Source organism: Kineococcus terrestris (assembly GCF_041020755.1).
GTDB lineage: Bacteria > Actinomycetota > Actinomycetes > Actinomycetales > Kineococcaceae > Kineococcus > Kineococcus terrestris.
Genome location: NZ_JBEUEI010000003.1, coordinates 104,899 through 128,204, shown reverse-complemented (window position 1 = coordinate 128,204; position 23,306 = coordinate 104,899). Strand labels below are relative to the sequence as shown.

Below are 23,306 nucleotides of genomic sequence, written 5' to 3'. Positions count from 1 at the left end.
TCAGTGGTGTCAGCGGATCGTGTAGCCGCCGTCGACGACGAGGTCGGCGCCGTTGACCATGTCCGCGGCGCCGGAGGCCAGGAACAGGGCGGCGCCGGCGATCTCGCGCGGCAGGGCGAAGCGGCCGGTCGGGATCTGCGCCTTCGCGGCCTCCCCCTTCGGGCCCTCCCACGCCTTGCGGCCCAGCTCGGTGAGCACGACCGTCGGCGAGATCGCGTTGACCGTGATCCCGCGCCCGCCCCACTCGGAGGCCAGCACCCGGGTCAGCCCGAGCACGCCCGCCTTGGAGGCGCAGTAGGCGGCGTGCCCGTCCAGCGCGACCGTGGCCGCCTGCGAGGCCATGTTGACGATCTTCCCGCCCCCGGCGGCGAGCATGTGCCGGCCGACGGCCTGCGAGACGTGGAACGTGCCGCTGAGGTTGATGGCCAGCGTCCGCTCCCACGCCCGCTCGCCCAGCTCCTCGGCGGGTGCCAGGTCCACGATGCCGGCGCAGTTGACGAGGACGTCGACGCGACCGGCGCGCGCGACGGCCTCCTCGACGGCCGTGCGCACCGACTCCGGGGAGGACACGTCGACCTCGACGGCGAAGGCCCCGCCGCCGAGCTGCTCGGCGCGCTCGCGGGCGGCGTCCAGCTTGAGGTCGGCGACGACGATCCGGGCGCCGCGGTCGGCGAACACCTCGGCGATGGCGCTGCCGATGCCGGAGGCCCCGCCGGTCACGAGCGCGACGCGCCCGTCGAGGCGGAGACCGAGGTCGACGTCGGCGTCGGACTGGGGTGCGGTGCTCATGGCGCGCTCCTGGAGTGGGTGGGTGGGCCCGCTGCCCCGCGGGCGGGGGCGGGTGTCACTGCTCCTGGCCGGGGATGCCCTCGTAGGCGATGTTCCCCGACTCCAGGTTCTGCGCGATGAGGTCGGGCAGGTCCGCCAGGAAGGCGTCGCGGCCGGTGACGACGTGCTCCTTCGCCACGGCGACGTTCTCCTGCGTGATGCGCGGCATCACGTACACCGGGTCGCTCGGCACCTCCTCGCCGCGGGCGAGGGCCGCGGCGACGGCCAGGCCGGCGGCGAGCTCGACGGTGCCGTTCTGCAGCATGGTGCCGATGAAGTCGCCGCTCTCGACGGCGTTCAGCCCGTCCTCGATGCCGTCGATGCCGACGACCGGCTTGTCCATCCCGGCCTCCTTCAGCGCCGCCAGGGCGCCCAGGCCCATGTCGTCGTTCTGGGAGACGACGCCGTCGATCTCGTCGCCGAAGCCGGAGATCCAGTTCTTCATCTTGTTGACGGCCTCGTCGCGCTTCCAGTTCGCGGTGTCCTGCGCGAGGACGGTGATGCCGGGGTACTCGGCGAGGACCTGGTCGATGCCCTCCTGCCGGTCGATCTGGCCGGACTGCCCGAGCGGGCCCTGCAGGACGACGATGTTCCCCTCGCCGCCCAGCTCCTCGGCCATCATCCGCATCTCCTCCGCGCCCGCCGCGACGTCGTCGGGCAGGACGCTGGCCGACAGCGCGTCGCTGTTCAGGCTGGCGTTGACGTCGAGGATGGGGATGCCCGCGGCGTTGGCGGCCTCGACCTGCGGGCCGAGGGAGTCGGCCTGCACGGGGACGACGATGATGGCGTCGACGCCGGCGTTGACGTACTGCTCGACCTGGCTGGCCTGGGTGTTGACGTCGAGGTTGGCGGAGTTCCACAGCAGCTCGATGTCGTTGGCCTCGGCGTAGGCCTCCATGCCCTCGCGGCCGGCGGTGATGAACGAGCTCATGTCGTAGACGCTGACGCCGACGCGCAGCCCGCCGCCGCCGTCCTCCCCACCGCCGCCGGCGGTGGGATCGCCCGCCCCGCAGGCGGTCAGGGACAGGGCGAGGCCTGCGGCGGCGATGCCGGTGAACGTCCTGGTGAAGCGCAGCACGGTGGTCTCCTCCGGGGGTGGGGGTCGTGGGTGGGGTCGTGTCGGGGTGGTGGGCCGCGTCAGGTGCGGCGCTTGGTGGACCAGACGTCGACGGCGACGGCCGCGACGATCAGGACGCCCTTGATGACGTTCTGCCAGTACGCCGGGACCAGCAGCAGGTCCAGGCCGTTGTTGAGGGTCTGGATGAGCAGCAGGCCCAGGGCGGTGCCCCACACGGTGCCGCGCCCGCCCATGAGGCTGGCGCCGCCGATGACGACGGCGGCGATGGCGTCCAGCTCGTAGCCCTGCCCCAGGTTCGGGGGCCCGGAGATGACGCGGGAGGCGAGCATCACGCCGGACAGGCCGGCCAGCAGGCCGGAGATGGCGTAGACGCTGAACAGGGTCCGGCGCGCGGGCACGCCGGCGATCTCGGCGGCGGTGCGGTTGCCGCCGACGGCGTAGATGCGCATGCCGTAGGCGGTGCGGCGCATCATGACCCCGAAGCCCACGATCCCGACGATCATCACGATGACCGGGATCTGCAGCCCGGCCACGGTGGTGTTGGCGATGCTGCCGAACTCCGCGGGCAGGCCGTTGATGGGCGCGCCGCCGCCGATGACGTAGGCGGTGCCGGAACCGGCGGTGAGCATGCCCAGGGTGGCGATGAAGGGCGGGACGTCGATCCGGGAGACGAGGAACCCGTTGACCGAACCGGCCAGCAGCCCCACGAGCATCGCGGACAGGACCGTCAGCCACACCTGACCCGGGTTGGCCTTGGCGACGGCGGCGGCGGTCATCCCGGAGACGGCGATGACGCTGCCCACGGACAGGTCGATGCCGCCGGTGAGGATGACCAGCGTCTGCCCCAGCGCGATGAGCGCGAACGGCGCGGCGGCGATGAGGATGGTCTGCAGGTTGTCCGGGCTGGTGAAGCGCAGGCTGCGGTAGCTGAAGAAGGCGATGACCAGCAGCATCACGATGAGCATCGCCCGCCGGATCAGCTGGGCCACGATCCACTCGCGGCTGAAGCGGCGCCTCGCCTCGGGCGCCGGCGTGGCCGGTGCCTGGTTCACGTCGGTGGTCATCGCGGTCCGTCCTCTCGCGGGGTGGTGGCGGCGTCGGCCGCCGGGGTGCCTCGGCGCTGCTCCAGGCCGGAGCTGAGGCGGAAGATGAGGTCCTGCACGTCGGAGCGGTCGAGGGCGTCGCGGTCGAGCTCCCCGACCACCTGCCCGCCGCGCACCACCAGCGCGCGGTGGGACAGCCCCAGGACCTCGGGCATGTCGGAGGAGGCCATCACCACGGCCATCCCCCGCGCGGCCAGCTCGGTGATGATCCGGTAGATCTCCGAGCGGGCGCCGACGTCGACGCCGCGGGTGGGTTCGTCGAGCAGGAGGACCTGGACGTCGCCGGTGAGCCAGCGGGCCAGCACGACCTTCTGCTGGTTGCCGCCCGAGAGGGTGCCGACGTCCTGGCCCAGGCCGCGGCTGCGCAGCCGGACCGAGCTCATCGCCTCGCCCACCGCCTCGCTGCGGGCGCGGCCCCGCAGCCACCCGGCGACCGAGAACGCGGACAGCCGGGGCAGGGACCCGTTGTCCAGCACGCTCATGCCGAGGACGGCACCGGCGTGCTTGCGGTCCTCGGGCACGAGGGCGGCCCCGGCGGCGATGGCCGCCGCGGGCGCGTTGCGCCGCACCTCGCGGCCCGCGACGCGCACGGTCCCGCCGTTCGTGCGGCGCACGCCGAAGAGGGCCTCGAGCAGTTCGGTGCGCCCCGCGCCGACCAGTCCGGCCAGCCCGAGGACCTCGCCGCGGCGCACCTGCAGCGACACCGGCGCGGGCGCGCCGGCGACCTCGAGGTCGCGCACGTCGAGCACCACGTCGGCGTCGGCGGGGACGGTGCGCACCGGGGGGAACAGGTCCTCCAGCTCGCGGCCGATCATCGCCGTGACGATGTCGTCGTCGCCCGTGGCGCTCATGGGCGCGTCGAGCACGAGACCGCCGTCGCGCAGGACCACGACCCGGTCGGCCAGGGCCCGGATCTCCTCCATCTTGTGGGTGGTGAACACCATGGCCACGCCCTCGTCGCGCAGCTTGCGCACGACCCGGTAGAGGCCCTCGACCTCGCGCTCGGAGATGGCGGAGCTGGGTTCGTCGAGGAGCAGGACCCGCGCGCCCCAGCTGGAGTTCTTGACGATCTCGACGATCTGCTGCACGCCGACCGGGAGCGTGCCGACGCGCGCGCCCGGGTCGATGTCCACGCCGAACCCGTCGAGCAGCCGGGCGGCCTCGCGCGCCATGGCGCGGCGGTCCAGCGTTCCCAGGCGGGTCTTCAGCTCGCGGCCCACGAAGAGGTTCTCGTAGACCGTCATGTGGGCGATGGAGGCCAGTTCCTGCGGCACGATCGCGACCCCGAGGCGGCGCGCGGCCCGCAGGTCGCCGGGGTGCAGCTCCTCCCCCCGCACCGCGACGGTGCCGCCGTCGGCGCGGTACTGCCCCGAGGCGATCTTCATCATCGTCGACTTGCCGGCGCCGTTCTCCCCGGCCAGGGCCGTGACGGTGCCCGGTTCCAGGGCGAGCGAGACGCCCTTGAGCACGGGGACGCCGCCGAAGGACTTGCGCAGGTCCCGGCACTCCAGGACCGCCGGTGCGGCGCCGCTCACCGCGGGCCGCCGGGGGTGCGGCGGGGGGTCCGGGACGTGCGGCGGAGCGGGTGCTCCGGGCTCATGGGTCCTCCGTCGGGGCGTGGGGGGACGTGGGAGGGGACGGCGGACGCGCGCCGCGGGGGTGTGCTGCGGGGGTGTGCTGCGGGGGTGTGCTGCGCCGGGCGGCGGCCGGGTGCGGGCGGTGCGGCCCACCTTCGGACCGCGCCGGTGCCTCACCGCGGCCGGTGCGTCCGCCCCGGCGAGACGTAACATCACACACGTTCCAAACCACGTCAAGCGCGTGGGATGTAACATCCCGGGCACGTTCCCCGCGCCCCCGCCGTTCGCTCCCGCGGAACCCCGCGCCGCGGGGCCGGGCCGTCCGCGCGGCGGCGGGCGGGAGCACGGAGGGAGGGCACGTGGACCGGGACAGGAGCGGCGCGAGCGGCCGGGGCGGCGGCGCGGGCGCGCGCCGGCACGGCCTGCGGCAGGCCGAGCGGCACGAGGCCATCACGGACCGGGTGCTGGGCGCGGGCTCGGTGCGCATCGAGGACCTGGCCGAGGAGTTCGGCGTCAGCTCGATGACGGTGCACCGCGACCTCGACGCGCTCGCCGCGCAGGGCCTGCTGCGCAAGTCGCGCGGCGTCGTCACCGCCGAGGCCACGAGCCTGTTCGAGGCGAGCACCGAGTTCCGCACGCGCCAGCAGGAGCGCGCCAAGCGGGCGGTCGCCGAGGCGGCGGCGGCCTTCGTCGAGCCGGGCCAGGCGGTGATCCTCGACGACTCCACCACCGGGGTGCACCTGGCGCGCCTGCTGCCGCAGCGCCAGCCGCTGACGGTCATCACGAACTTCCAGCGCGTCCTGGACGAGCTGACCGGCCAGCGGGGGATCAACCTGATCTCCACCGGCGGGCAGTACTTCCAGTGGTGCGACGCCTACATGGGCAGCGTCAGCATCGGCGCGCTGCGCGGCATGCGCGCCGACGTGTCGTTCATGTCGACGTCCGCCATCACCGACGACACGTGCTTCCACCAGCACCACGACACGGTGCTGGTCAAGCGGGCCATGCTCGAGGTGGCGCGCAAGCGCGTCCTGTACGTGGACTCCACGAAGTTCCAGCGCCGGGCCCTGCACGCCCTGGCCCCGCTGAGCGACTTCGACGTCGTGGTGGTCGACGGGAGCACCCGCGCCGAGGACGTCCAGCGGCTGCGGCAGGCCGGGATCGAGGTGGTCGTCGCCCCGCCGCCCGGCACCGCGCAGGCCCCCGGCGCGGCCCCACCGCGCCGGGGGTGATCGACGGGAGTCCGGGACGGTACCGGGCTAGCATCCGCAGGGCCCGCGCGGTCCCGGCCGCCCGTCCCGTCGAAGGCAGCGCATGTCCCGTTCCGCCGGCCCGGTCGTGCTGGCCGTGGACTGCTCGACGACCGGCGCCAAGGCCGTCGCCTTCGACGCCGCCGGCAGGACCGTCGCCGAGGCCCGCGTCCCCTACCACCGCACCTCCCCGCGACCGGGGTGGCAGGAGCAGGACCCCGCCGACTGGTGGGGGGCGACCGCCGGCGCCCTGGCCGGCGCGGTCCGGGCCCTGGGCCCGGACCACCGGCCCGCCGCCCTCGCGGTCACCCACCAGCGCGAGACCTTCGTGTGCCTGGACGCCGACGACCGCCCGCTGCGCCCGGGCGTGCTGTGGCTGGACACCCGCGCCGGCGAGCAGATCGCGCGGCTCGGCTCCGCGCGCGTGCACGAGCTGTCGGGCAAGCCGCCCTCGACGGCCCCCAGCCTGTACAAGCTCGCCTGGCTGGCCGAGCACGAGCCGCGGGTGCTGCGGCGCACCGCCCTCGTGCTGGACGTGCACGGCTACCTCGTGCGCCTGCTGACCGGCACCCGGTCCACGAGCTGGGCCAGCGCGGACCCGCTGTCGCTGCTGGACATGCAGCACCTGCGCTGGTCGCCGGAGCTGGTGGCCGCCGCCGGGCTGGCGGTGGACCAGCTGCCCGCCCTGGTGGCGCCCGGCGCCTCCCTCGGCGGCCTGGGCGCCGCGGCCGCCCGCCGCACCGGGCTGCCCGAGGGCCTGCCCGTGGTGGCCGGCGCCGGCGACGGCCAGTGCGCCGGGCTGGGCTCGGGTGCGCTGGTGCCCGGCCGGGCGTACCTGAACCTGGGCACGGCGCTGACGCTGGGCGTGCACTCCCCCGGCTACCGCTGGGCCGCCGCCTACCGCACCCTGGCCAGCCCGCTCGCCGGCGCGTACGTGCTGGAGGCGCTGCTGCCCTCGGGCGCCCTGTCGATCGGCTGGTTCCGCGACGCGCTGTCCGGGCTGACCGGCGAGCGGCGCGAGGAGCGCCTGGAGCGGCTGGCCGCCGACGTGCCCGCCGGCGCGCGCGGGCTGCTGTTCCTGCCGTACCTCAGCAGCGCCGAGACGCCCCACTGGGACCCCCACGCGCGCGGGGCGTTCGTCGGGCTCGCCGAGGAGCACGGGCGCGCCGAGATGTACCGGGCGGTGCTGGAGGGCCTGGCCTACGAGGAGCGGGCGAACCTGCACCTGCTGGAGCAGGACACCGGCACGGCCGTGGAGGAGGTCGTGGTCACGGGCGGCGCGGCCCGCTCGCCGCTGTTCACGCAGATCCTCGCCGACGTCCTGCAGCGCCGCGTCCTCGTCGCCCGCGAGCCGGAGACGACGGCGCTGGGCGCGGGCGTGCTGGCCGCGGCCGCGGTGGGGCTGACCGGCTCGGGCGACCTGGGCGACGTCGTGGGCGCCATGACGGGCACCGGCGCCGTCCTGGAGCCCGACCCGCGCCCGCGCGCGGTCTACGAGGAGGCCGCCGGGCTGCACGCGCAGCTGTACCCCCGGCTGCGGCCGCTCTTCCCGGGCCTGTCCCGCCTGCGCACCGGGACGGCCGGCGACGGGGCCGGCCCGGCCACCTGACCCGTCCACGCCGCCCACCGGCCGCGGCGCCCCCGCGCGGCTACGCGGACCGGAGCGCCGGCACGGGCACCGGTACCGGCGGGGGGCACCCACCGCGGTCGGCGCGCGAGCGCTGCGCCAGGGCGGTCAGCAGCAGGGCGGACGGGTCCGCCGGCCGCTCGTCGCGCGGGCGCCGGGCCTCCAGCCAGCCGCGCAGCCCGTCGGGGCGGTTGGTGATGACACCGTCCACGCCGAGCCCGACGACGTGCTCCCACAGCGCGGGCGCGTCCACCGTCCAGGGCCAGACCTGCAGCCCGGCCCCGTGCAGGTCGGCGACCAGACCCGGCCGGGTCACCAGCGCGGCCGCGCCCGGGTTGCACGCCACGACGCCGAGGTCGCGGCGCAGGACCCGCGCCCGGGCGGCGGCGTCGGCCGGCAGGTCGTCCACCAGGACGGCGAGGCGCACCCGCGGGGCCTGGTCGCGCACCCGGCGCAGGGTGAGCAGCTCGAAGCTCTGCAGCACCACCCGGTCCGCGGCCCGCGCGCGGTGCACCTGCCGCAGGACGGCGGCGACCTGCTCGGGGGTCCACACCTCCTTCAGCTCCAGCAGCAGCCGGGCGCCGGGGTGCTCGGCGAGCAGGTCGAGCAGGTCGGCCAGCAGCGGCAGGCGCTGGCCGCGGTAGGCGCCGGAGAACCACGAGCCGGCGTCCAGGTGGGCCAGGTCGGCGGCGGTCAAGCCGCCCACCGGCCCGCGGCCGTCGGTGGTGGCGTCGACCTCGGCGTCGTGGACGAGCACGACCTGGCCGTCGGCGGCCGGGCGCAGGTCGGTCTCGACCACGTCGGCGCCGGCGCGCAGCGCCGCCTCGAACGCGGCCAGGGTGTTCTCCGGCGCGACCGCGGAGTAGCCGCGGTGGGCGATGACGAGCGGCGGCGCGGTGGTGTCCCGGCGCTCTCCCACGGTGACCTCGGATCGTCTCGGTCCGGCGCTGCGGGGAGCGCCGGAGGCGGGTACCGGCGCGGCGGGCGGGCCGGTGACGTACCCGTGCGGCATCGGCACGCCCGGCCCGGCGCTGGAGCCGCGCCGCCGGCGCCCGTCATCCGGACGGGTGCCGTGAGAGCGCGCGCTGTCAACTCCCCGACCCGGCCCGCCGATGACGCTCCCGTGACCGCAGACCGCTGGGTGTCCGTCAGCTCCGCCCGCGCCGTCGCCGGCGACAGCGCCGGCACCGCCGCCGCGACCGCGCGCGCCGTCGAGGAGGCCCGCGCCGGCCGCCCCGCCGCGCTGCTGCTCGTCATGGCCCGCTGGGACCTGGACCTGCGCGCCGTGGCCCGCGGCGCGCAGGAGGCCGCGGGCGGTGCCGTGGTCGCCGGCACCAGCACCACCACCACGTTCGCGGGCCGGGCGGACGCGCCCGCCGACGTCGTCGTCACGGCGCTGGGCGGCCCCGGCCTGGAGGCGCGGGCCGCGGCCAGCACCGCCGCCGACCCGTTCGCGCGCGGCGCCGAGGTGGCCGCCGCCTGCCGCGGGGCCGAGCGCGCCCACGCAACCCACGTGCTGCTGCCGGCCGGCACCGACGGCCAGCAGCAGGCGGTCGTGCGCGGCGCCTACTCCGAGCTGGGCCCGGGCGTGCCGATCGTCGGCGGCGGCTCCGACGGCGACCTCGTCGCCTTCCGCAGCTGGCAGCTGCTGGGCGGTCAGGTGCTGGAGAACGCCCTCGTGGGCGTCACCATCGCCACCGACCGCCCGCTGGGCGTGGGCGCCGCGCACGGCCTGCACCGCGTCGGCGACCCCCTGGTCGTCACCGACTCCGACGGCCTGACCGTGCGCGCCCTCGACGGCCGCCCCGCCCTGGACGTCTACCTGGAGCGCCTGTCGGCGCTGCTCGGCGAGGACTGCGCCGCGGCGTCGCTGGCGCCCGGGCGGCTGGCCGCGCTCGGCTACGCGCACCCGCTGGGGCTGGTGCGCCGCCGCCGGGAGGAGGTGCGCACGGTCACGGGCACGGACCCGGTCGCGCGCACGCTGTCGTTCGTGTCCGAGGTGCCGCTGGGCAGCCTCGTGCACGTCATGGCCGGCGACGAGGAGCAGATGGTCGCCGGTGCCGGCGAGGCCTGCGAGCAGGCGGTCGCCGCGCTGGAGGGGGCGGACCCGGTGGGCATGGTCGTCTTCAGCTGCGTGGCCCGGCGCGAGCTGCTCAGCAGCACCGGGCACGTGCGCGAGGCCCGCTCGGCGCTGACGGCCGCCGCCACGGACGACGTCGTCCTGTCGTACAGCTGTGGGGAGATCGCGCGGGTCTCGGGCGCGGCGGGCTGCCACAACCAGACCGTCGTCGCCCTGGCGCTGTGAACGGCGCGCGCAGCGCCGCCGAGGGCGCCGCGGTCGCGGCCGGTCTGCAGCAGGGCCTGCAGCTGGTCGAGCTGCTGGCCGCGCTGGCGCACGCCGGCGGCCCGGAGCGGATGGCGCAGCGCGCGGTGCAGTGGATCGCCGAGCAGCTGGACTGCGAGGTGGCCGCCGTCGTCGAGGGCGACCGCGTCCTGGCGGCGCTCGGCGTGGTCGCCGGGCCGGCCGGCGAGGCCGTCGTCACCGCCCTGGGCGTGGACCCCGCGGCACCGGCGCGGCTGGCCGGGATGAGCGACGTGGACGTGGCCTCGGCCCCCGTGCCCACCGAGGCGGCCGGACCGGACACCGCCCCCGGGACCGCCCGGCTGGTCGTCGCGCGCGCCGAGGAGCCCCTCGACGCCGCCGAGCGGCTGCTGCTGCTGGGCACCGGCCGCCTGCTGGGGCAGGCGGTGCAGGCCGCGCGGGCCCTGCTGCGCGAGCGGGAGGCGCGCCGGCGCGGTGAGGAGCTGGCCCTCGAGCGCGAGGAGCTGCTGCGGACCCTGCGCGAGCGCGAGCTGGTCCTGAGCACCCTGCTGACGCTGCAGCGGGCCGTGTCGCACCGGTGGGCGCTGGAGGAGCTGCTGGACCTGCTGTGCGACGGCGCGCAGACCGTGCTGGGCGGGGACGCCGTCGCCGTCGTGCTGGAGAACCCGCTGCGCGCCGCGGCCGGGCGCCCGGACGAGCGCCCGCAGGAGCGCCTGGAGGTGCGCGCGGTGCGCCGCGGGGACGGCGCCCCCGACTGCCCCGACGTCCTGGAGCACGCCGCGCGGGCCGTCGAGGCCGGCAGCGAGGTCTCCGGCGAGCACGGCGGGTGCCGGTGGCGGGCCGCGCCCGTGCGCGCCCAGGGCCGCCCCGTGGGCGCTCTGCTGCTCCTCGACGGCCCCGGCACCGCCGAGCCGGCGACGCGGCACCTGCTGACCACGTTCACCGAGCAGGCCAGCGTGGCCCTCAACGACGTCTACACCGAGCGCAGCCTGCAGGAGTCCTACTACGACCAGCTGACGCGGCTGCCCAACCGGGCCCTGTTCCTGGACCGGCTGTCGGCGGCGCTGGCGGCGCACGAGCGCGACGGCGGGGCGCTGGCCCTGCTGTACCTGGACCTGGACGGGTTCAAGGCCGTTAACGACCGCTACGGCCACGAGGCCGGCGACGCGGTGCTGCGCGCGTGCGCGGACCGGGTGCGCGACTGCCTGCGCCAGGACGACACCGCCGCCCGGCTGGGCGGCGACGAGTTCGCGGTGGTGCTGCGCGGGGCGGACCTGGCCGCCGCGCAGCAGGTGGCCGAGCGGCTGGTGGCCCGGCTGCGCCAGCCCGTCGAGCACGAGGGGCACGCGCTGAGCGTGGGCTGCAGCGTGGGCGTGGCCGCGCCCGGGCACGAGGGGACGGTGGGCGCCACGCTGCTGCGCGACGCCGACACCGCCATGTACGAGGCCAAGCACGGCACCTGCCGGCCCGCCGAGCCCGGCCGCGCCCGCGTCGAGGTGTTCCGGCGCTCGCTGCACGAGGCGCGCGCGGACCGGCTGGAGCTGGAGGCCGACCTGGAGGGGGCGGCCGCGCGCGGGGAGCTGGTGCTGCACCACCAGCCGGTCGTGCGGCTGGCCGACGGGCGCACCACGGGCGTGGAGGCGCTGGTGCGCTGGCAGCACCCGCGCCGCGGGCTGCTGGGCCCCGACCGGTTCATCGGCGCCGCCGAGCGCAGCGGCGCCATCGCCGAGGTGGGCCGCTGGGTGCTGGCCACGGCGTGCGCGCAGGCCGCGGCCTGGCGCGCCGGGCCGGCCGGGCACCCCGACCTGACGGTGGCGGTGAACCTGTCGGTGGCGCAGCTGGCCCCCGGGCTGGTCGAGGAGGTGCGCGCCGTGCTGGCGGACACCGGCCTGCCGGCGACCGCGCTGGTCCTGGAGATCACCGAGACGGTGTTCGTGCAGGAGGGCGACACCGCCCGCGAGGTGCTGGCGGCGCTGCGCGCCCTGGGCGTGCGGATCGCCGTGGACGACTTCGGGACGGGGTACTCCTCGCTGTCGTACCTGCGCCGGCTGCCGGTGGACGTGCTGAAGATCGACCGCTCGTTCGTGCGGGCGATGGGCCGCGACGAGGACACCGCCGTCGTGCGCACGGTCATCGGCCTGGCGCAGGCGCTGGGGCTGGAGACGGTCGCCGAGGGCGTGGAGAGCGCCGAGGAGGGGGCGCTGCTGCGCCGGCTCGGCTGCGACCAGGCACAGGGCTACCACTGGTCCCGGCCGGTGCCGGCCGCCGACCTGCCCGCCGCCCTCAGCCCGCCGGTCCCGGCGGCGGTACCGGCGGGCTGAGGGCGAGCGGGCTCAGGCCGCGTCCAGGCCCCGCCGGCGCAGCAGCGGCTCGATGCGCGCGTCGCGGCCGCGGAACTCCCGGTAGGCGGCCAGCGGGTCGACGCTGCCGCCGCGCGAGAGGACGGTGCGGCGGAACCGCTCGCCGTTCTCGCGGCGCAGCCCGCCGTTCTCCCCGAACCACTCCACGGTGTCGGCGTCCAGGACCTCGCTCCACACGTAGGAGTAGTAGGCGGCCGCGTACCCGCCGCCGAAGACGTGGTGGAAGTAGGTGCTGCGGTAGCGCGGCGGGACCTCCTCCAGCGCCACCCCGGCCTCCGCGAGGGCGGCCGCCTCGAACTCCTGCACCTGCTCCGGGCGCGGCGGGTCCAGCACGTCGTCCAGGGCGCCGGCGCTCAGCCGGTGCCACGCCTGGTCCAGCAGCGCGGCGGCCAGGTACTCCAGCGTGGAGAACCCCTGCCCGTAGCGGCGCGCGGCGCGCAGCCCCTCGACCGCCTCCTGCGGCAGCGGCTCGCCCGTGACGTGGTGGCGGGCGTAGCGGGCCAGGACCTCCGGCTCGAACCCCCAGAACTCGTTGACCTGCGAGGGGAACTCCACGAAGTCGCGCGGTACGGACGTGCCGGAGAACCGCGGGTAGCGCACGTCGGACAGCAGCCCGTGCAGGGTGTGCCCGAACTCGTGGAACAGCGTCTCCACCTCGTCGACCGTCAGCAGCGCCGGGTCGCCGGGGGCGGGCGCCGGCACGTTCAGGCAGTTCACCACCACCGGCGCGGTGCCCAGCAGCCGCGACTGGTCGGCGAAGGAGCTCATCCACGCCCCGCCGCGCTTGGAGGCGCGCGCGAACGGGTCGAACAGGTACAGGCCCAGGGGCCGGCCGTCGTCGGTGACCTCGAACACCCGCACGTCCGGGTGGTAGGCGGGCAGGTCGGGGCGCTCGGAGAACCCCAGCCCGTACAGGGCGGTGGCGGTGGCGAACACGCCGTCGACGAGCACGCGCTCCAGCTCGAACCACGGCCGGAGCGCCTCGGTGTCCACGGCGAAGCGCTCGCGGCGCAGCCGCTCGGCGCAGTGCGCCCAGTCCCACGCCCGCAGCGGACCCTCCTCGCCGTCGGCGCGCAGGACCTCCTCCAGCTCGGCGGCCTCGGCGCGCGCGTTCGCGACGGCCGCCGGGGCCAGGCGCCGCAGCATCCCCACGGCGGCCTCGGCGTCGCCGGCGGTCTCGTCGGCCACCACCCACGCCGCGTGGTGCGCGAACCCCAGCAGCTGCGCGCGCTCGGCGCGCAGGGCGGCGGTGCGCTGCAGCAGGACCCGCGTGTCGTGCGGGCCGCCGCGGCCCCCGCGCGCCAGCGACGCCTCGTGCACGCGGCGGCGCACGTCGCGCCGGCGCAGCGCCTCCAGCACCGGCTGGCCCGAGGGCAGCACGAGCGGCAGCAGCCAGCCGTCCAGGCCGCGCGCCTGCGCCGCCTCCCGCGCCCGGGCGACGCCGGCGGCGTCCAGGCCCTCCAGCTCCGCCTCGTCCTCGAGGTGGACGGCCAGGTCGTTCGTGTCGTCCAGCAGGGCGGTGTCGAACGCGGTCGTCAGCCGCGACAGCTCGGCGTTCAGCTCGCGCAGCCGCCGCTGGCCGGCCTCGTCCAGCAGCGCGCCCTCGCGGGCGGCGTCGGTGTGCAGGCGCTCCAGCAGCCGGCGCGCCTCGGCGTCCAGGCCGGCCGGCGGGTCGGCGTGGTGGCGGGCGACCTGCGCGACCAGCCGCGGGTCCAGGCGCACCGCGTCCTCGTGCGCGGCCAGCCGCGGGAACCACTCCGCCTGCACCGCGCGCAGCTCGTCGTCGGCGTCCGTGCCGACGAGGTTGGCGAACACCGCCACCGCGCGCCGCAGCAGCTGCCCCGAGCCCTCCAGGCCGTCCAGCAGCTCCTGCGCGCCCGGCTCGGCGTCCAGCAGCGCGTCCAGCTCGGCCAGGTGCTGCGCCGTGCCGGCCGCGAACGCGGGCGCGAAGTGCTCCGCGCGCACCCGGTCGAAGGGCGGCAGCCCGAACGGCAGGTCGCTGGGCGCGGCGAACGGGTTGTCGGCGGCCAGCTCGGACGTCGTGTCGGCGCTCATGGACCCATGATGGACCCGCGGTCGCCGCCGGTCCCGGGAGCGGACCGGGTGAGGCGAGGCTCACCGTGCTTCGCGACCCTCACCGACGGTTCACCGCGCGCTCACCCGGACGTCGTCGGCAGACCCCCGCGGCGTCCCTAGCGTCCGGCGCGGACGACCGCCCCCCGCGGTCGGAGGACCCGCGAGGAGAGAACCGCGTGAGCACCACGGACACCCCCCGTCCCGCCCTGCCCCTGCTGCCCTACGTGCCCGCCGGGCGGCGCAGCTCGATGACCTGCCACTACCGCTGCGGCAGCCAGTGCGCCGCGCCCGTGGCCAACCGCTCGCAGAACGCCTACTTCGGCGACGTCGTGCGCGGGGTCGTCTCGCGCCGCGGCGTGCTCGCCGGCCTGGTCGGCCTCGGCGTGGCCGGCGCCGCCCTCGGGCAGGCCCCCGCCGCCCGCGCCGCCGCCGGCGACCCGACCCCGCTGGCCGCCCCCTTCGACCCGGGCCACCAGGTCGACTTCTCCGCCATCGCGCCCGTGCCCGCGGGCTCGGACTCCTTCGACGTGCCGGCCGGTTTCGCCTGGGCGGCCGTCCTGTCGTGGGGCGACCCGATCCTGCCCGGTGCGCCGGAGTTCGACTTCGACGCGCAGACCCCCGAGGCGCAGGCCGGGCAGTTCGGCTACAACAACGACTACGTCGCCGTGCTCCCCCTCGCCGGGGACGAGCACCGCGCCCTGCTCGTGGCCAACCACGAGTACACCAACGAGGAACTGATGTTCCGCGGGTTCACCGGCAGCGACGAGGCCACCGACGAGCAGCTGCTGACGGCGATGGCCGCGCACGGCGTGTCGGTCGTGGAGCTGCGCCGCTCCTCGGCCCGCGCGCCGTGGGGCTACGTGCGCCACTCGGACCACAACCGCCGCGTCACCCCCGCCACCCCGTTCCGCGTCACCGGCGCGGCGGCCGGGTCCGCCCTGCTGCGCACCAGCGCCGACCCCGAGGGGCGCACCGTCCTGGGCACGCTGAACAACTGCGCCGGCGGCACGACGCCGTGGGGCACCGTGCTGTCCGGGGAGGAGAACTTCCACCAGTACTTCGCCGTCCCCGAGGACCTGGAGGACCCGGCGCTGGCCCGCTACGGCGTCACGGGTTCCGGGCGCGGCTGGGAGCGCGTCGACGAGCGCTTCGACGTCGCCGTCGAGCCGAACGAGCCGAACCGCTTCGGCTGGATCGTCGAGGTCGACCCGTACGACCCGGCGTCCACGCCGCGCAAGCACACCGCGCTGGGCCGCTTCAAGCACGAGGGCGCGACGGTCTCCCTGGCCGCCGACGGGCGCGCCGTGGCCTACATGGGCGACGACGAGCGCTTCGACTACGTCTACAAGTTCGTCTCCAAGGAGCGGTTCCGCGAGGGCGACCGCGCCCACAACCTCACCCTGCTGGAGGAGGGCGACCTGTACGTCGCGGCCTTCGACGGGGACGGCACCGAGGACGGGCGCCACGACGGCACCGGCCGCTGGATCCCCCTGGTCACCGACGGCGTCTCGCGCGTGCCCGGGTTCTCCCTCGAGCGCGTCCTGGTGCACACCCGCCTGGCCGCCGACACCGTCGGCGCGACGAAGATGGACCGCCCCGAGGACGTGGAGCGCAACCCCGTCAACGGCCGCGTCTACGTCGCCTGCACCAACAACACCCAGCGCGGCACCGAGGGGAGGGCCGGCGTCGACGAGGCGAACCCGCGCCCGGAGAACAAGGACGGGCACGTCGTCGAGATCACCGAGTCCGGTGACGACGCCGCGGCGACCTCGTTCTGGTGGAACCTCGTCCTCGTCTGCGGCGACCCGGCCGACGAGACCACGCACTTCGGCGACGTGGACCGCTCGCTGGTCTCCCCGATCTCCTGCCCCGACAACGTCGCCTTCGACAGCGTCGGCAACCTGTGGATCTCCACCGACGGCAACGCGCTGGGCTCCAACGACGGCCTGTACGAGGTCGCCGTCGACGGCCCGCGCCGCGGCCTGGTCCGGCAGTTCCTGTCCGTGCCGGCCGGGGCGGAGACGTGCGGACCGGTCATCGCGCCGGACGGCAGCGTGTTCGTCGCCGTGCAGCACCCGGGCGAGGACGACGAGGCCACCCCGGAGGCCCCGGCCTCGCTGTTCCCCTACGACGGCAGCGGCCAGCCGCGCCCGTCGGTCGTGCAGGTCTACCGGGCCTGATCCCCGGCCGGGTCCCCGGGCGGCGCGCCGCCGCAGCGGAGGCGGTCGGTCACGAGAGCACCCGTGAGCGACCCCGCCGCCGCGGCGGCGACGTCGCGCAGCGAGCCGTCCACGCCCGGCAGGACGGCGTGGCGGACCAGCTCCCCCACCACGGCCCACAGCAGGACCGCGGCCAGGACGGCGTCGCGCCGGCCCGTCCACCACAGCGCCGCACCGGCCAGGGCGGCGAACACCGCGGCGCGCAGCGCGAGCCCGAGCCAGCCCCCGACGGACCCGCCGGGGGTGAACAGGACGACGACGCTCGCGGCGAACGCGGCGTGGACGGCCAGCGCCCGCTCGTTCACCCCCGGCTCACCCCCGGCCCGGCTCCCCCGGCACGAGCGCGGCGAGCAGCCGGCGCACCTCGGCCGCCGGGTCGGCGGTCAGCCCGCAGTGCACCGGCGAGGTCTGCACGACCGTGCTGCGGGGGGCGGTCAGCCAGCGGAACCGCGCCCCGGGCGCCTCGGCGGCCGCGGCCCCGGCCGCCGGGTCGCCGCTGCACAGCCCCTCCAGCGCGGCCACGTGCCGGGCCACCGCCGCGGCGTCCACGTGCGGGGCGAACGCCCGCAGCCGCACGAGGTCCAGGCGGACGCGGGCCTCCAGGTGCTCGCGGGCGCGGCACCACAGCAGCACCCCGGCGTTGAGGAACTCCGCGCGCTCCACCCGCGGCACGACCCGCACGACGGCGTACTCGTAGACGTCCAGCGCGGGGGCGTCCGGGCCCGGCTCAGCCACGGCGGGCCCCCCGCTGCGCCTCGGCCAGCGCCGCCACCCACGGGCGCTCGCCCGCCAGCCGGGCGGTGAACCAGTCGCGGTAGGCGGCGCGCACCTCCTCGGCCGCGCCGAAACCCGGTTCGCCCTCCAGCCACACCCCCGGCACGTCCGCGACCGCCGCGGCGAGCACCTGCGGCGTCAGCGCCGCCGCGCAGTCCGCGTCCACGGCGGTGACGTCGTCGGCCGCGGCCAGCAACAGGTGGTCCTCGGCGTGGCGCAGCGGGCGCTGCACCGAGGCGGCCGCGCGCGGCCAGTCGTGGTGGAAGTACAGGGCCGCGCCGTGGTCGATGAGCCACGGCTGCCCGCCCCACCACAGGGCGTTGGGGTTGCGCCAGGAGCGGTCGACGTTGAGCACGAGGGCGTCGAACCACAGCACCCGCGCCGCCCACGCGGGGTCGACGGGGTCCACGGCCGGGTCGAAGGACAGCGCCCCGGGCAGGAAGTCGGCGCCCAGGTTGTCCCCCGGCGAGCGCAGCAGCAGGTCCTGCACCTCCTCGTCCGGCTCCCCGCGGCCGATGACCGGGTCGACGCGGGCGACGACGAGCTCCGGCACCCGCAGGTCCAGCGCGGCGGCCAGGCGGGCGGCCAGGACCTCGGCGACCAGGACCCGCCGGCCCTGCCCGGCGCCGTGGAACTTCACCACGTACGTGCCCAGGTCGTCGGCCTCGCACAGCCCCGGCAGGCTGCCGCCCTCGCGCAGCGGCGCCACGTAGCGGGTCGCGGTGACGGAGCGCAGCACGCCGGGGAGTCTGCCAGCCGCCCGGCGCGCCGCGGGGCGCGGCGGGCACGGACGGCGGAGCGGGCACGGGCGGCACCCAGCGCCCTCCCAGGATCGCGGCGCACACTGGGCCGGGTGAGGTCAGCGAGCACCGGTCCCGAGGCGAAGCTGCTCGTCGTCGACGACGAGCCGAGCATCCGCGAGCTGCTGGCCACCAGCCTGCGCTTCGCGGGGTTCGAGGTCACCGCGGCCGCCGACGGCGCGCAGGCGCTGGAGCTGGCCGAGCAGGTGCGCCCCGACCTCGTGGTGCTCGACGTCATGCTGCCCGACCTGGACGGGTTCACCGTCACCCGCAAGCTGCGCGAGCGCGGCCGGGCGGTGCCCGTGCTGTTCCTCACCGCCCGCGACGACACCGCCGACAAGGTCGCCGGGCTGACGGTGGGCGGCGACGACTACGTCACCAAGCCGTTCAGCCTGGAGGAGGTCGTGGCCCGCATCCGCGCGGTGCTGCGGCGCACCGGCGCCGGGGAGGGACCCGACACCGGCCGGCTGGTCTTCCACGACCTGGAGCTGGACGAGGACTCGCACGAGGTGCGCCGCGCCGGGCGCGTCGTGGAGCTGTCCCCCACCGAGTTCAAGCTGCTGCGCTACCTCATGCTCAACCCGCAGCGGGTGCTGTCCAAGACGCAGATCCTGGACCACGTGTGGGACTACGACTTCAACGGCGAGGCCGGGATCGTGGAGTCCTACATCTCCTACCTGCGCCGCAAGCTGGACACCGAGGGCCTGGCGCCGCTCATCCACACCAAGCGGGGCGTCGGCTACGTGCTGCGCGTGCCGCCGGGCGCGTGAGCGCGCTGCACCGCTGGCGCGCGCGGGCCCTGGCCGCCGAGGCGGGCCTGCCGCTGCGCGCGCGGCTGCTGGTCATCGTCGTGCTGCTGCTGGTGGCGGCGATGTCGGTGACGGCGCTGGTGTCCACGAACCTGCTGCGCGCCAACCTGCGCGCGCAGGTCGACGCGGAGCTGCAGGGCAAGGGGGCGACGGCCGTGCGCGGGGCGTTCGCGCAGTTCTCGCAGAGCCGCGCCGAGCAGCTGCTGCTGTCCGACTACTACGTGCTGTTCGCCTACCCGGACGGCACGACGCGCGTCTCGTGCGAGCGCGACGACGCGGGCCGGTGCGTGGACGCCCCGCAGCTGCCCGCGCTCAGCGCGCCGGCGGTCGCCGGCGGGGACCAGGAGCCGTTCACGGTGCCCGACGCCGACGGCGGCGACCCGTGGCGGGTGGTGCTGCTGCCGGCCGCGGTCGGCGACGTGCCGGTGGCGGTGGCGGTGGCGCTGCCGCTGTCGGGCGCCAACGCGACCCTGGACCACTTCCGCACCGTCTCGCTGGTGGTGGCCCTGCTGGTGCTGGCCGGCGGGACGGGCCTGGCGGCGCTGGCGATCCGCCGCTCGTTCCGGCCGCTGTCGGACATCGAGGAGACGGCCTCGGCGATCGCCGCCGGGGACCTGTCGCGGCGCGTGCCGCCGGCCCCGGCCGGCACCGAGATCGGCCGGCTCAGCGGGGCGCTGAACACGATGCTCGGGCAGATCGAGCGCTCCTTCCGCGCCCAGCAGCGCTCGGAGGAGCAGATGCGCCGGTTCGTCGCCGACGCCAGCCACGAGCTGCGCACCCCGCTGGCCGCGATCCGCGGGTTCGCCGAGCTGTACCGGCAGGGCGCGGTGCGCGAGGAGGCCGACGTCGCCCACGTCATGGGCCGCATCGAGGGCGAGTCGACCCGGCTGGGCCGGCTGGTGGAGGACCTGCTGGCGCTGGCCCGCCTCGACGAGGCGCAGCGGCGGCGGGCGGCGGCTCCCGAGCCGGTGGACCTGGCCGTCGTCGCCTCCGACGCCGTCCACGACGCCCGCGGCCTGGCCGCCGACCGGCGGGTGCGCCTGGTGGGCGTGGACGACGAGCACGGGCCCTCCTCGGCGGTGGTGCTGGCCGACGAGCCGGGGCTGCGGCAGGTGATGACGAACCTGCTGGCCAACGCGCTGCACCACACGCCCGCCGGCACGCCTGTGGAGGTCGCGGTGGGCCGGGTGGCCGGGCCCAGCGGCCCGGAGTCGGTGGTGGAGGTGCGCGACCACGGCCCGGGGCTGACGCCGCAGGAGGCCGAGCGGGTGTTCGAGCGCTTCTACCGCGTGGACGCCTCCCGCCAGCGCGGCACGGGCGGCGCCGGCCTGGGCCTGGCGATCGTGTCGACCATCGTCACCGGGCACGGCGGGACGGTCTCCGTCGTCCCCACGCCCGGCGGCGGCGCGACCTTCCGGGTGCGCTTCCGCGCCGTGGACGCCCCCGTCGGCGACGAGGACCCCGAGGAGGAGGACGCCGCCGAGGACGTCGCCGAGGACGTCGCCGGCACCGGTCCCGAGGTTCACAGGTGACGTCCAGCCGGTTCCGGGTCCACCTGCAGGGGGGCGTCCGATCCTCGTGGTGAACGGTCGCCCGCGACGGGCGGCGCGGACCTCCACGAGCACGGGGTGAGCAGGATGAACGGTCAGGACGAGCGCACCCGCACCGACGTCACCGGCGGCGCGGCGGGCACCGGGACGGCGGGCACGGGCTGGCCCGCGCCGGCGGCGGACGCGCGGCGCTTCGACCCGTGGACGACGCCGGGCGGGCCGGTGCCGCCCACCGGCGGGGACGGCGGGACGGGCGGCGGCGGGCGGGGCCCGCGGCGCCGGCCGGGCTGGCTCGGGCTGACCGGCACGGCGTTCGTCAGCGCGGTCGCCGCGAGCGTCCTGACCGCGGGCCTCGTGGGGGCCTTCGGGCAGGACACGAGCACGAGCACCGGCGCCACCACCGGCGCGTCCAGCGCGGCCGTGGCCGGGGTCAGCGAGACGACGGTGAACTGGCAGGGCGTCGCGAGCGCCGTCGGCCCCAGCGTCGTGGCGATCGACGTGCGCTCGGCCACCGCCGAGGGCCAGGGGTCGGGCATCGTCTACGACACCGACGGGCACGTCGTCACCAACAACCACGTCGTCACCGGCGCCGGCAGCGGCGCCACGATCACCGTGACCCTCAGCGACGGCCGGCGCTACGGGGCGACCGTGGTGGGCACCGACCCCTCGACCGACCTGGCGGTCATCCAGCTGACCGACCCGCCGTCGGACCTGGTGGCGGCCACCTTCGCCGACTCCGACGACGTGGTGGCCGGTCAGGCCGTCATGGCGCTGGGCAACCCGCTGGGCCTGGCCGGCAGCGTGACGACGGGTGTCGTGTCGGCGGTCGACCGCCCCGTCCTCACCGAGGCGGCCACCGAGCAGGAGCAGCAGACCTCCCCGTTCGGGCAGCCGGGGCTGTCGGCCCCGCAGCGGACGACGGCGGAGACGGTGGCGACCAACGCGATCCAGACCGACGCGGCCATCAACCCCGGCAACTCCGGCGGCGCGCTGGTCGACAGCTCCGGGCGGGTGGTCGGGGTGAACTCCTCGATCGCCTCCCTGGGCTCGGGCAGCGGCGGGCAGGCCGGCAGCATCGGCCTCGGCTTCGCCATCCCCTCGAACGAGGTGCGGATGATCGCCGACCAGCTCGTCGCGAGCGGCTCGGCGCAGCACGCGTGGCTGGGCGTGAGCCTGGCCTCGCAGGACCCCGCCGTGACCGCGGACGGCGTCACCCGCACGGGGGCGCAGGTGGCGGCCGTGGAGGACGGGACGCCGGCCGCGGAGGCGGGGCTGCGCGCCGGGGACGTCGTGACGGCCGTGGACGGGCGCGAGACCCCCGGCTACGAGTCGCTGACGGCCACCGTGCGCGGCACCGCGGTGGGCACGAGGGTCGAGCTGACGGTGGTGCGCGACGGGCAGCAGCTCGCGCTGACGACGACCCTCACGGCGCGCCCGGAGCGGTGAGCCCCGCGGGGGTGGTGGGGCCGCGCCACAGCGGGCTCCACCACCCCGCGGGCAGCGGCCCGTTGCCCGGGCCGCCCGCGGCCAGCTGCACGGCGTGGTGCTCGACGCGGCGCAGGCCGCCGTCCCACCACCAGCGGCGCCGGAACCCCAGGACCTCCAGGGCGGGGTCGGGCGCGGCCAGCGGCGCGACGAGTCCCCGGGCGGGGTCGAGGACGACACCGGGCCCGTGCGGGGCGGGGACGGCGGCCGCGCTCAGCAGGTCCTCGCGCACGCCGTCCGCCTCGCGGGTGGCGACGACCCTCTCCCCGCGCCGCTTGGGGGTGCGCAGCCCCGCGGCGCGCACGCGGCGCAGCAGCTCGCGGGTGGGCACGGCGACCGCGCCGCGGGCCAGGGCCCGCGGGACGAGGTCGGCGGCCACGTCGTAGTGGTCGCCCTCGAAGGCGCGCCGGGGCAGCCCCAGCGCCTCGGCGAAGGCGTGCAGCTCGGCCAGCGAGGTGTCGCTGGCCAGGTGCGCCCAGAGGCGGCCGTGCGCGGGCCAGCGCGGGTCGTCGACGAGGACGGTCACGGGCGGGTCCACAGGCGCGCTGCGCCCGGTCGCGGGGACCGGGGTGTGGACGGCGGCGGCGTGCCGATCGGGCGCTCCCTAGCGTCGCGGGCGGCGGGTCGGCGCAGGGCCGGCCCCGGAGTGCGGGCGGGTCCCGCGGGCAGGAGCGTGCCATGAGCCGGTTCGAGGTGGACAGCGACCGCGTGGCCGCGGCGAGCCAGGTGGTGCAGGCCTCGGTGCAGACCCTGGGCGGCGAGGCGGAGGCGCTGATGCGCCACCTGCTGGACCTGGAGGCGGTGTGGAAGGGCTCGGCCGCCACGGGTTTCCAGGCGCTGAGCGCGAGCTGGCGCTCGACGATGGAGCGGGTGCGCGTGAACCTGGAGGAGATCCAGCGGGTGCTGGCCGCGGCCGGTCAGCAGTACGCGGAGGTGGAGGCGGCCAACGCCCGCATGTTCGCGGGCTGAGCACCCGCGCGTCCCCGCCGGCCGTCGCGGCCGCCGGACGCACGAGGGCCCGGGACGCTCGTCGGTGGGCGTCCCGGGCCCTCGCGGCCGGTGCGGGCGGGTCAGGCGGCGCGGGCCGCCGGTGCCGCCGCGGTCGCGCCGGGCACGTCCCAGCGCATCTCCAGGTGCGGGCGACCGCTGTCGTCCCGCACGGTGATCCAGTGCACCGTCGGCGTGCTCGGGCGGACACGCTCACGGCGAACCGTCATGGTCAAGTCAGCCATGAGGAACCTCCTGTTCATCTTCCGTTCACCTGAACCATAGCTCACGATCGCGCCGAGAGCGAGCCACCCGGCCATCACGGTGCGGTCACGGTCGCCCGCCGGGGTCTGCCGGCCCACCCGCTGCCCGGACCGCGCCGCGAACCGCGCCAGATGTCGACGCAGCGTCCACATCGGTGACTGCTCGTGGTGGCCGACGCGGATCGCGCCAGCGCCGC

At 76.8% G+C, this 23,306-nt stretch carries 19 protein-coding genes and 1 pseudogene; 9 read left to right on the top strand and 11 right to left on the bottom strand.

Annotation, left to right across the window (positions count from 1 at the left end):
- Window positions 1-9: 9 nt before the first annotated feature.
- The 4 genes from AB8M62_RS03235 to AB8M62_RS03220 all read right to left on the bottom strand — a co-directional run bounded on the left by AB8M62_RS03235 (window position 10) and on the right by AB8M62_RS03220 (window position 4,544).
- Window positions 10-789, bottom strand: a complete 780-nt coding sequence (locus tag AB8M62_RS03235) for a GolD/DthD family dehydrogenase (RefSeq protein WP_369052443.1) — start codon at window positions 787-789, stop codon at window positions 10-12.
- A gap of 55 nt (window positions 790-844) precedes the next feature.
- Entirely contained in the window at window positions 845-1,903 is a 1,059-nt protein-coding gene (locus AB8M62_RS03230) for a substrate-binding domain-containing protein (RefSeq protein ID WP_369052564.1), read from the bottom strand.
- A 62-nt stretch (window positions 1,904-1,965) separates the two neighbouring features.
- Window positions 1,966-2,970 carry an ABC transporter permease gene (locus tag AB8M62_RS03225; protein ID WP_369052444.1) on the bottom strand — a complete coding sequence of 335 codons (1,005 nt, stop codon included), beginning with the start codon at window positions 2,968-2,970 and terminating at the stop codon, window positions 1,966-1,968.
- On the bottom strand, window positions 2,967-4,544 hold the full coding sequence (locus AB8M62_RS03220; protein WP_369052445.1) for a sugar ABC transporter ATP-binding protein: 1,578 nt from the start codon (window positions 4,542-4,544) through the stop codon (window positions 2,967-2,969). Before AB8M62_RS03220 ends, AB8M62_RS03225 begins: the two co-directional genes overlap by 4 nt.
- Before the next feature lie 401 nt (window positions 4,545-4,945).
- Here AB8M62_RS03220 and AB8M62_RS03215 point away from each other — a divergent pair, with 401 nt between their 5' ends.
- Both AB8M62_RS03215 and AB8M62_RS03210 read left to right on the top strand, forming a co-directional pair.
- The gene (locus AB8M62_RS03215; RefSeq protein WP_369068632.1) at window positions 4,946-5,818 is read left to right on the top strand and encodes a DeoR/GlpR family DNA-binding transcription regulator; all 873 of its coding nucleotides are present in this window, start codon (window positions 4,946-4,948) and stop codon (window positions 5,816-5,818) included.
- An 82-nt stretch (window positions 5,819-5,900) separates the two neighbouring features.
- A complete protein-coding gene (locus AB8M62_RS03210) occupies window positions 5,901-7,445 on the top strand; it encodes a xylulokinase (RefSeq protein ID WP_369068631.1) in 1,545 nt (514 codons plus the stop codon).
- 40 nt (window positions 7,446-7,485) lie between these two features.
- Here AB8M62_RS03210 and AB8M62_RS03205 read toward each other — a convergent pair whose 3' ends face one another.
- Window positions 7,486-8,382, bottom strand: coding sequence for a glycerophosphodiester phosphodiesterase (locus AB8M62_RS03205; RefSeq protein ID WP_369068630.1), 897 nt, complete (start codon window positions 8,380-8,382; stop codon window positions 7,486-7,488).
- Between the two features lie 204 nt (window positions 8,383-8,586).
- On the opposite strand from AB8M62_RS03205, the gene AB8M62_RS03200 reads away from it, so the two are divergent.
- Together AB8M62_RS03200 and AB8M62_RS03195 are read left to right on the top strand one after the other, a co-directional pair.
- The gene (locus AB8M62_RS03200; protein WP_369068629.1) at window positions 8,587-9,768 is read left to right on the top strand and encodes an FIST signal transduction protein; all 1,182 of its coding nucleotides are present in this window, start codon (window positions 8,587-8,589) and stop codon (window positions 9,766-9,768) included.
- Window positions 9,765-12,107 (top strand): putative bifunctional diguanylate cyclase/phosphodiesterase, encoded by a 2,343-nt coding sequence (locus AB8M62_RS03195; protein ID WP_369068628.1) that lies wholly within the window; start codon window positions 9,765-9,767, stop codon window positions 12,105-12,107. Before AB8M62_RS03200 ends, AB8M62_RS03195 begins: the two co-directional genes overlap by 4 nt.
- 12 nt (window positions 12,108-12,119) lie before the next feature.
- Here the strand turns inward: AB8M62_RS03195 and AB8M62_RS03190 are convergent, their stop codons facing one another.
- Complete coding sequence (locus AB8M62_RS03190; RefSeq protein WP_369052451.1) at window positions 12,120-14,201, bottom strand: M3 family metallopeptidase; 2,082 nt, start codon at window positions 14,199-14,201, stop codon at window positions 12,120-12,122.
- Window positions 14,202-14,470: 269 nt separating this feature from the next.
- On the opposite strand from AB8M62_RS03190, the gene AB8M62_RS03185 reads away from it, so the two are divergent.
- Window positions 14,471-16,402 carry a PhoX family protein gene (locus tag AB8M62_RS03185; RefSeq protein ID WP_369068657.1) on the top strand — a complete coding sequence of 644 codons (1,932 nt, stop codon included), beginning with the start codon at window positions 14,471-14,473 and terminating at the stop codon, window positions 16,400-16,402.
- Here AB8M62_RS03185 and AB8M62_RS03180 read toward each other — a convergent pair.
- The 3 genes from AB8M62_RS03180 to AB8M62_RS03170 are packed head-to-tail and all read right to left on the bottom strand — an operon-like array spanning window position 16,390 to window position 17,954.
- On the bottom strand, window positions 16,390-16,746 hold the full coding sequence (locus tag AB8M62_RS03180) for a hypothetical protein (protein ID WP_369068627.1): 357 nt from the start codon (window positions 16,744-16,746) through the stop codon (window positions 16,390-16,392). The genes AB8M62_RS03185 and AB8M62_RS03180 overlap by 13 nt on opposite strands.
- Window positions 16,747-16,753: 7 nt before the next feature.
- The gene (locus tag AB8M62_RS03175) at window positions 16,754-17,176 is read right to left on the bottom strand and encodes a DUF3037 domain-containing protein (protein ID WP_369052452.1); all 423 of its coding nucleotides are present in this window, start codon (window positions 17,174-17,176) and stop codon (window positions 16,754-16,756) included.
- The gene (locus tag AB8M62_RS03170; protein ID WP_369052453.1) at window positions 17,169-17,954 is read right to left on the bottom strand and encodes a HipA family kinase; all 786 of its coding nucleotides are present in this window, start codon (window positions 17,952-17,954) and stop codon (window positions 17,169-17,171) included. Before AB8M62_RS03170 ends, AB8M62_RS03175 begins: the two co-directional genes overlap by 8 nt.
- 114 nt (window positions 17,955-18,068) lie before the next feature.
- Here AB8M62_RS03170 and AB8M62_RS03165 point away from each other — a divergent pair, with 114 nt between their 5' ends.
- The 3 genes from AB8M62_RS03165 to AB8M62_RS03155 all read left to right on the top strand — a co-directional run bounded on the left by AB8M62_RS03165 (window position 18,069) and on the right by AB8M62_RS03155 (window position 21,820).
- Entirely contained in the window at window positions 18,069-18,785 is a 717-nt protein-coding gene (locus tag AB8M62_RS03165; protein ID WP_369052454.1) for a response regulator transcription factor, read from the top strand.
- Between the two features lie 101 nt (window positions 18,786-18,886).
- Entirely contained in the window at window positions 18,887-20,356 is a 1,470-nt protein-coding gene (locus tag AB8M62_RS03160) for a sensor histidine kinase (RefSeq protein ID WP_373694845.1), read from the top strand.
- Between the two features lie 105 nt (window positions 20,357-20,461).
- Entirely contained in the window at window positions 20,462-21,820 is a 1,359-nt protein-coding gene (locus AB8M62_RS03155) for a S1C family serine protease (RefSeq protein WP_369068656.1), read from the top strand.
- A gap of 307 nt (window positions 21,821-22,127) precedes the next feature.
- Here the strand turns inward: AB8M62_RS03155 and AB8M62_RS03150 are convergent.
- Window positions 22,128-22,385, bottom strand: a pseudogene (locus AB8M62_RS03150) (DUF4031 domain-containing protein); the annotation flags it as partial.
- Window positions 22,386-22,537: 152 nt separating this feature from the next.
- Here AB8M62_RS03150 and AB8M62_RS03145 point away from each other — a divergent pair.
- A complete protein-coding gene (locus tag AB8M62_RS03145) occupies window positions 22,538-22,828 on the top strand; it encodes a WXG100 family type VII secretion target (RefSeq protein WP_369052456.1) in 291 nt (96 codons plus the stop codon).
- A gap of 101 nt (window positions 22,829-22,929) precedes the next feature.
- On the opposite strand, the gene AB8M62_RS03140 is transcribed toward AB8M62_RS03145, so the two are convergent.
- Window positions 22,930-23,091 carry a hypothetical protein gene (locus AB8M62_RS03140; protein WP_369068626.1) on the bottom strand — a complete coding sequence of 54 codons (162 nt, stop codon included), beginning with the start codon at window positions 23,089-23,091 and terminating at the stop codon, window positions 22,930-22,932.
- Window positions 23,092-23,306: the final 215 nt, after the last annotated feature.

Coding starts and splice junctions, on each gene's coding strand:
- AB8M62_RS03235 (WP_369052443.1), bottom strand. CDS start 789: ATGAGCACCGCACCCCAGTCCGACGCCGACGTCGACCTCGGTCTCCGC.
- AB8M62_RS03225 (WP_369052444.1), bottom strand. CDS start 2,970: ATGACCACCGACGTGAACCAGGCACCGGCCACGCCGGCGCCCGAGGCG.
- AB8M62_RS03210 (WP_369068631.1), top strand. CDS start 5,901: ATGTCCCGTTCCGCCGGCCCGGTCGTGCTGGCCGTGGACTGCTCGACG.
- AB8M62_RS03190 (WP_369052451.1), bottom strand. CDS start 14,201: ATGAGCGCCGACACGACGTCCGAGCTGGCCGCCGACAACCCGTTCGCC.
- AB8M62_RS03185 (WP_369068657.1), top strand. CDS start 14,471: ATGACCTGCCACTACCGCTGCGGCAGCCAGTGCGCCGCGCCCGTGGCC.
- AB8M62_RS03160 (WP_373694845.1), top strand. CDS start 18,887: ATGTCGGTGACGGCGCTGGTGTCCACGAACCTGCTGCGCGCCAACCTG.
- AB8M62_RS03155 (WP_369068656.1), top strand. CDS start 20,462: ATGAACGGTCAGGACGAGCGCACCCGCACCGACGTCACCGGCGGCGCG.
- AB8M62_RS03145 (WP_369052456.1), top strand. CDS start 22,538: ATGAGCCGGTTCGAGGTGGACAGCGACCGCGTGGCCGCGGCGAGCCAG.
- AB8M62_RS03140 (WP_369068626.1), bottom strand. CDS start 23,091: ATGGCTGACTTGACCATGACGGTTCGCCGTGAGCGTGTCCGCCCGAGC.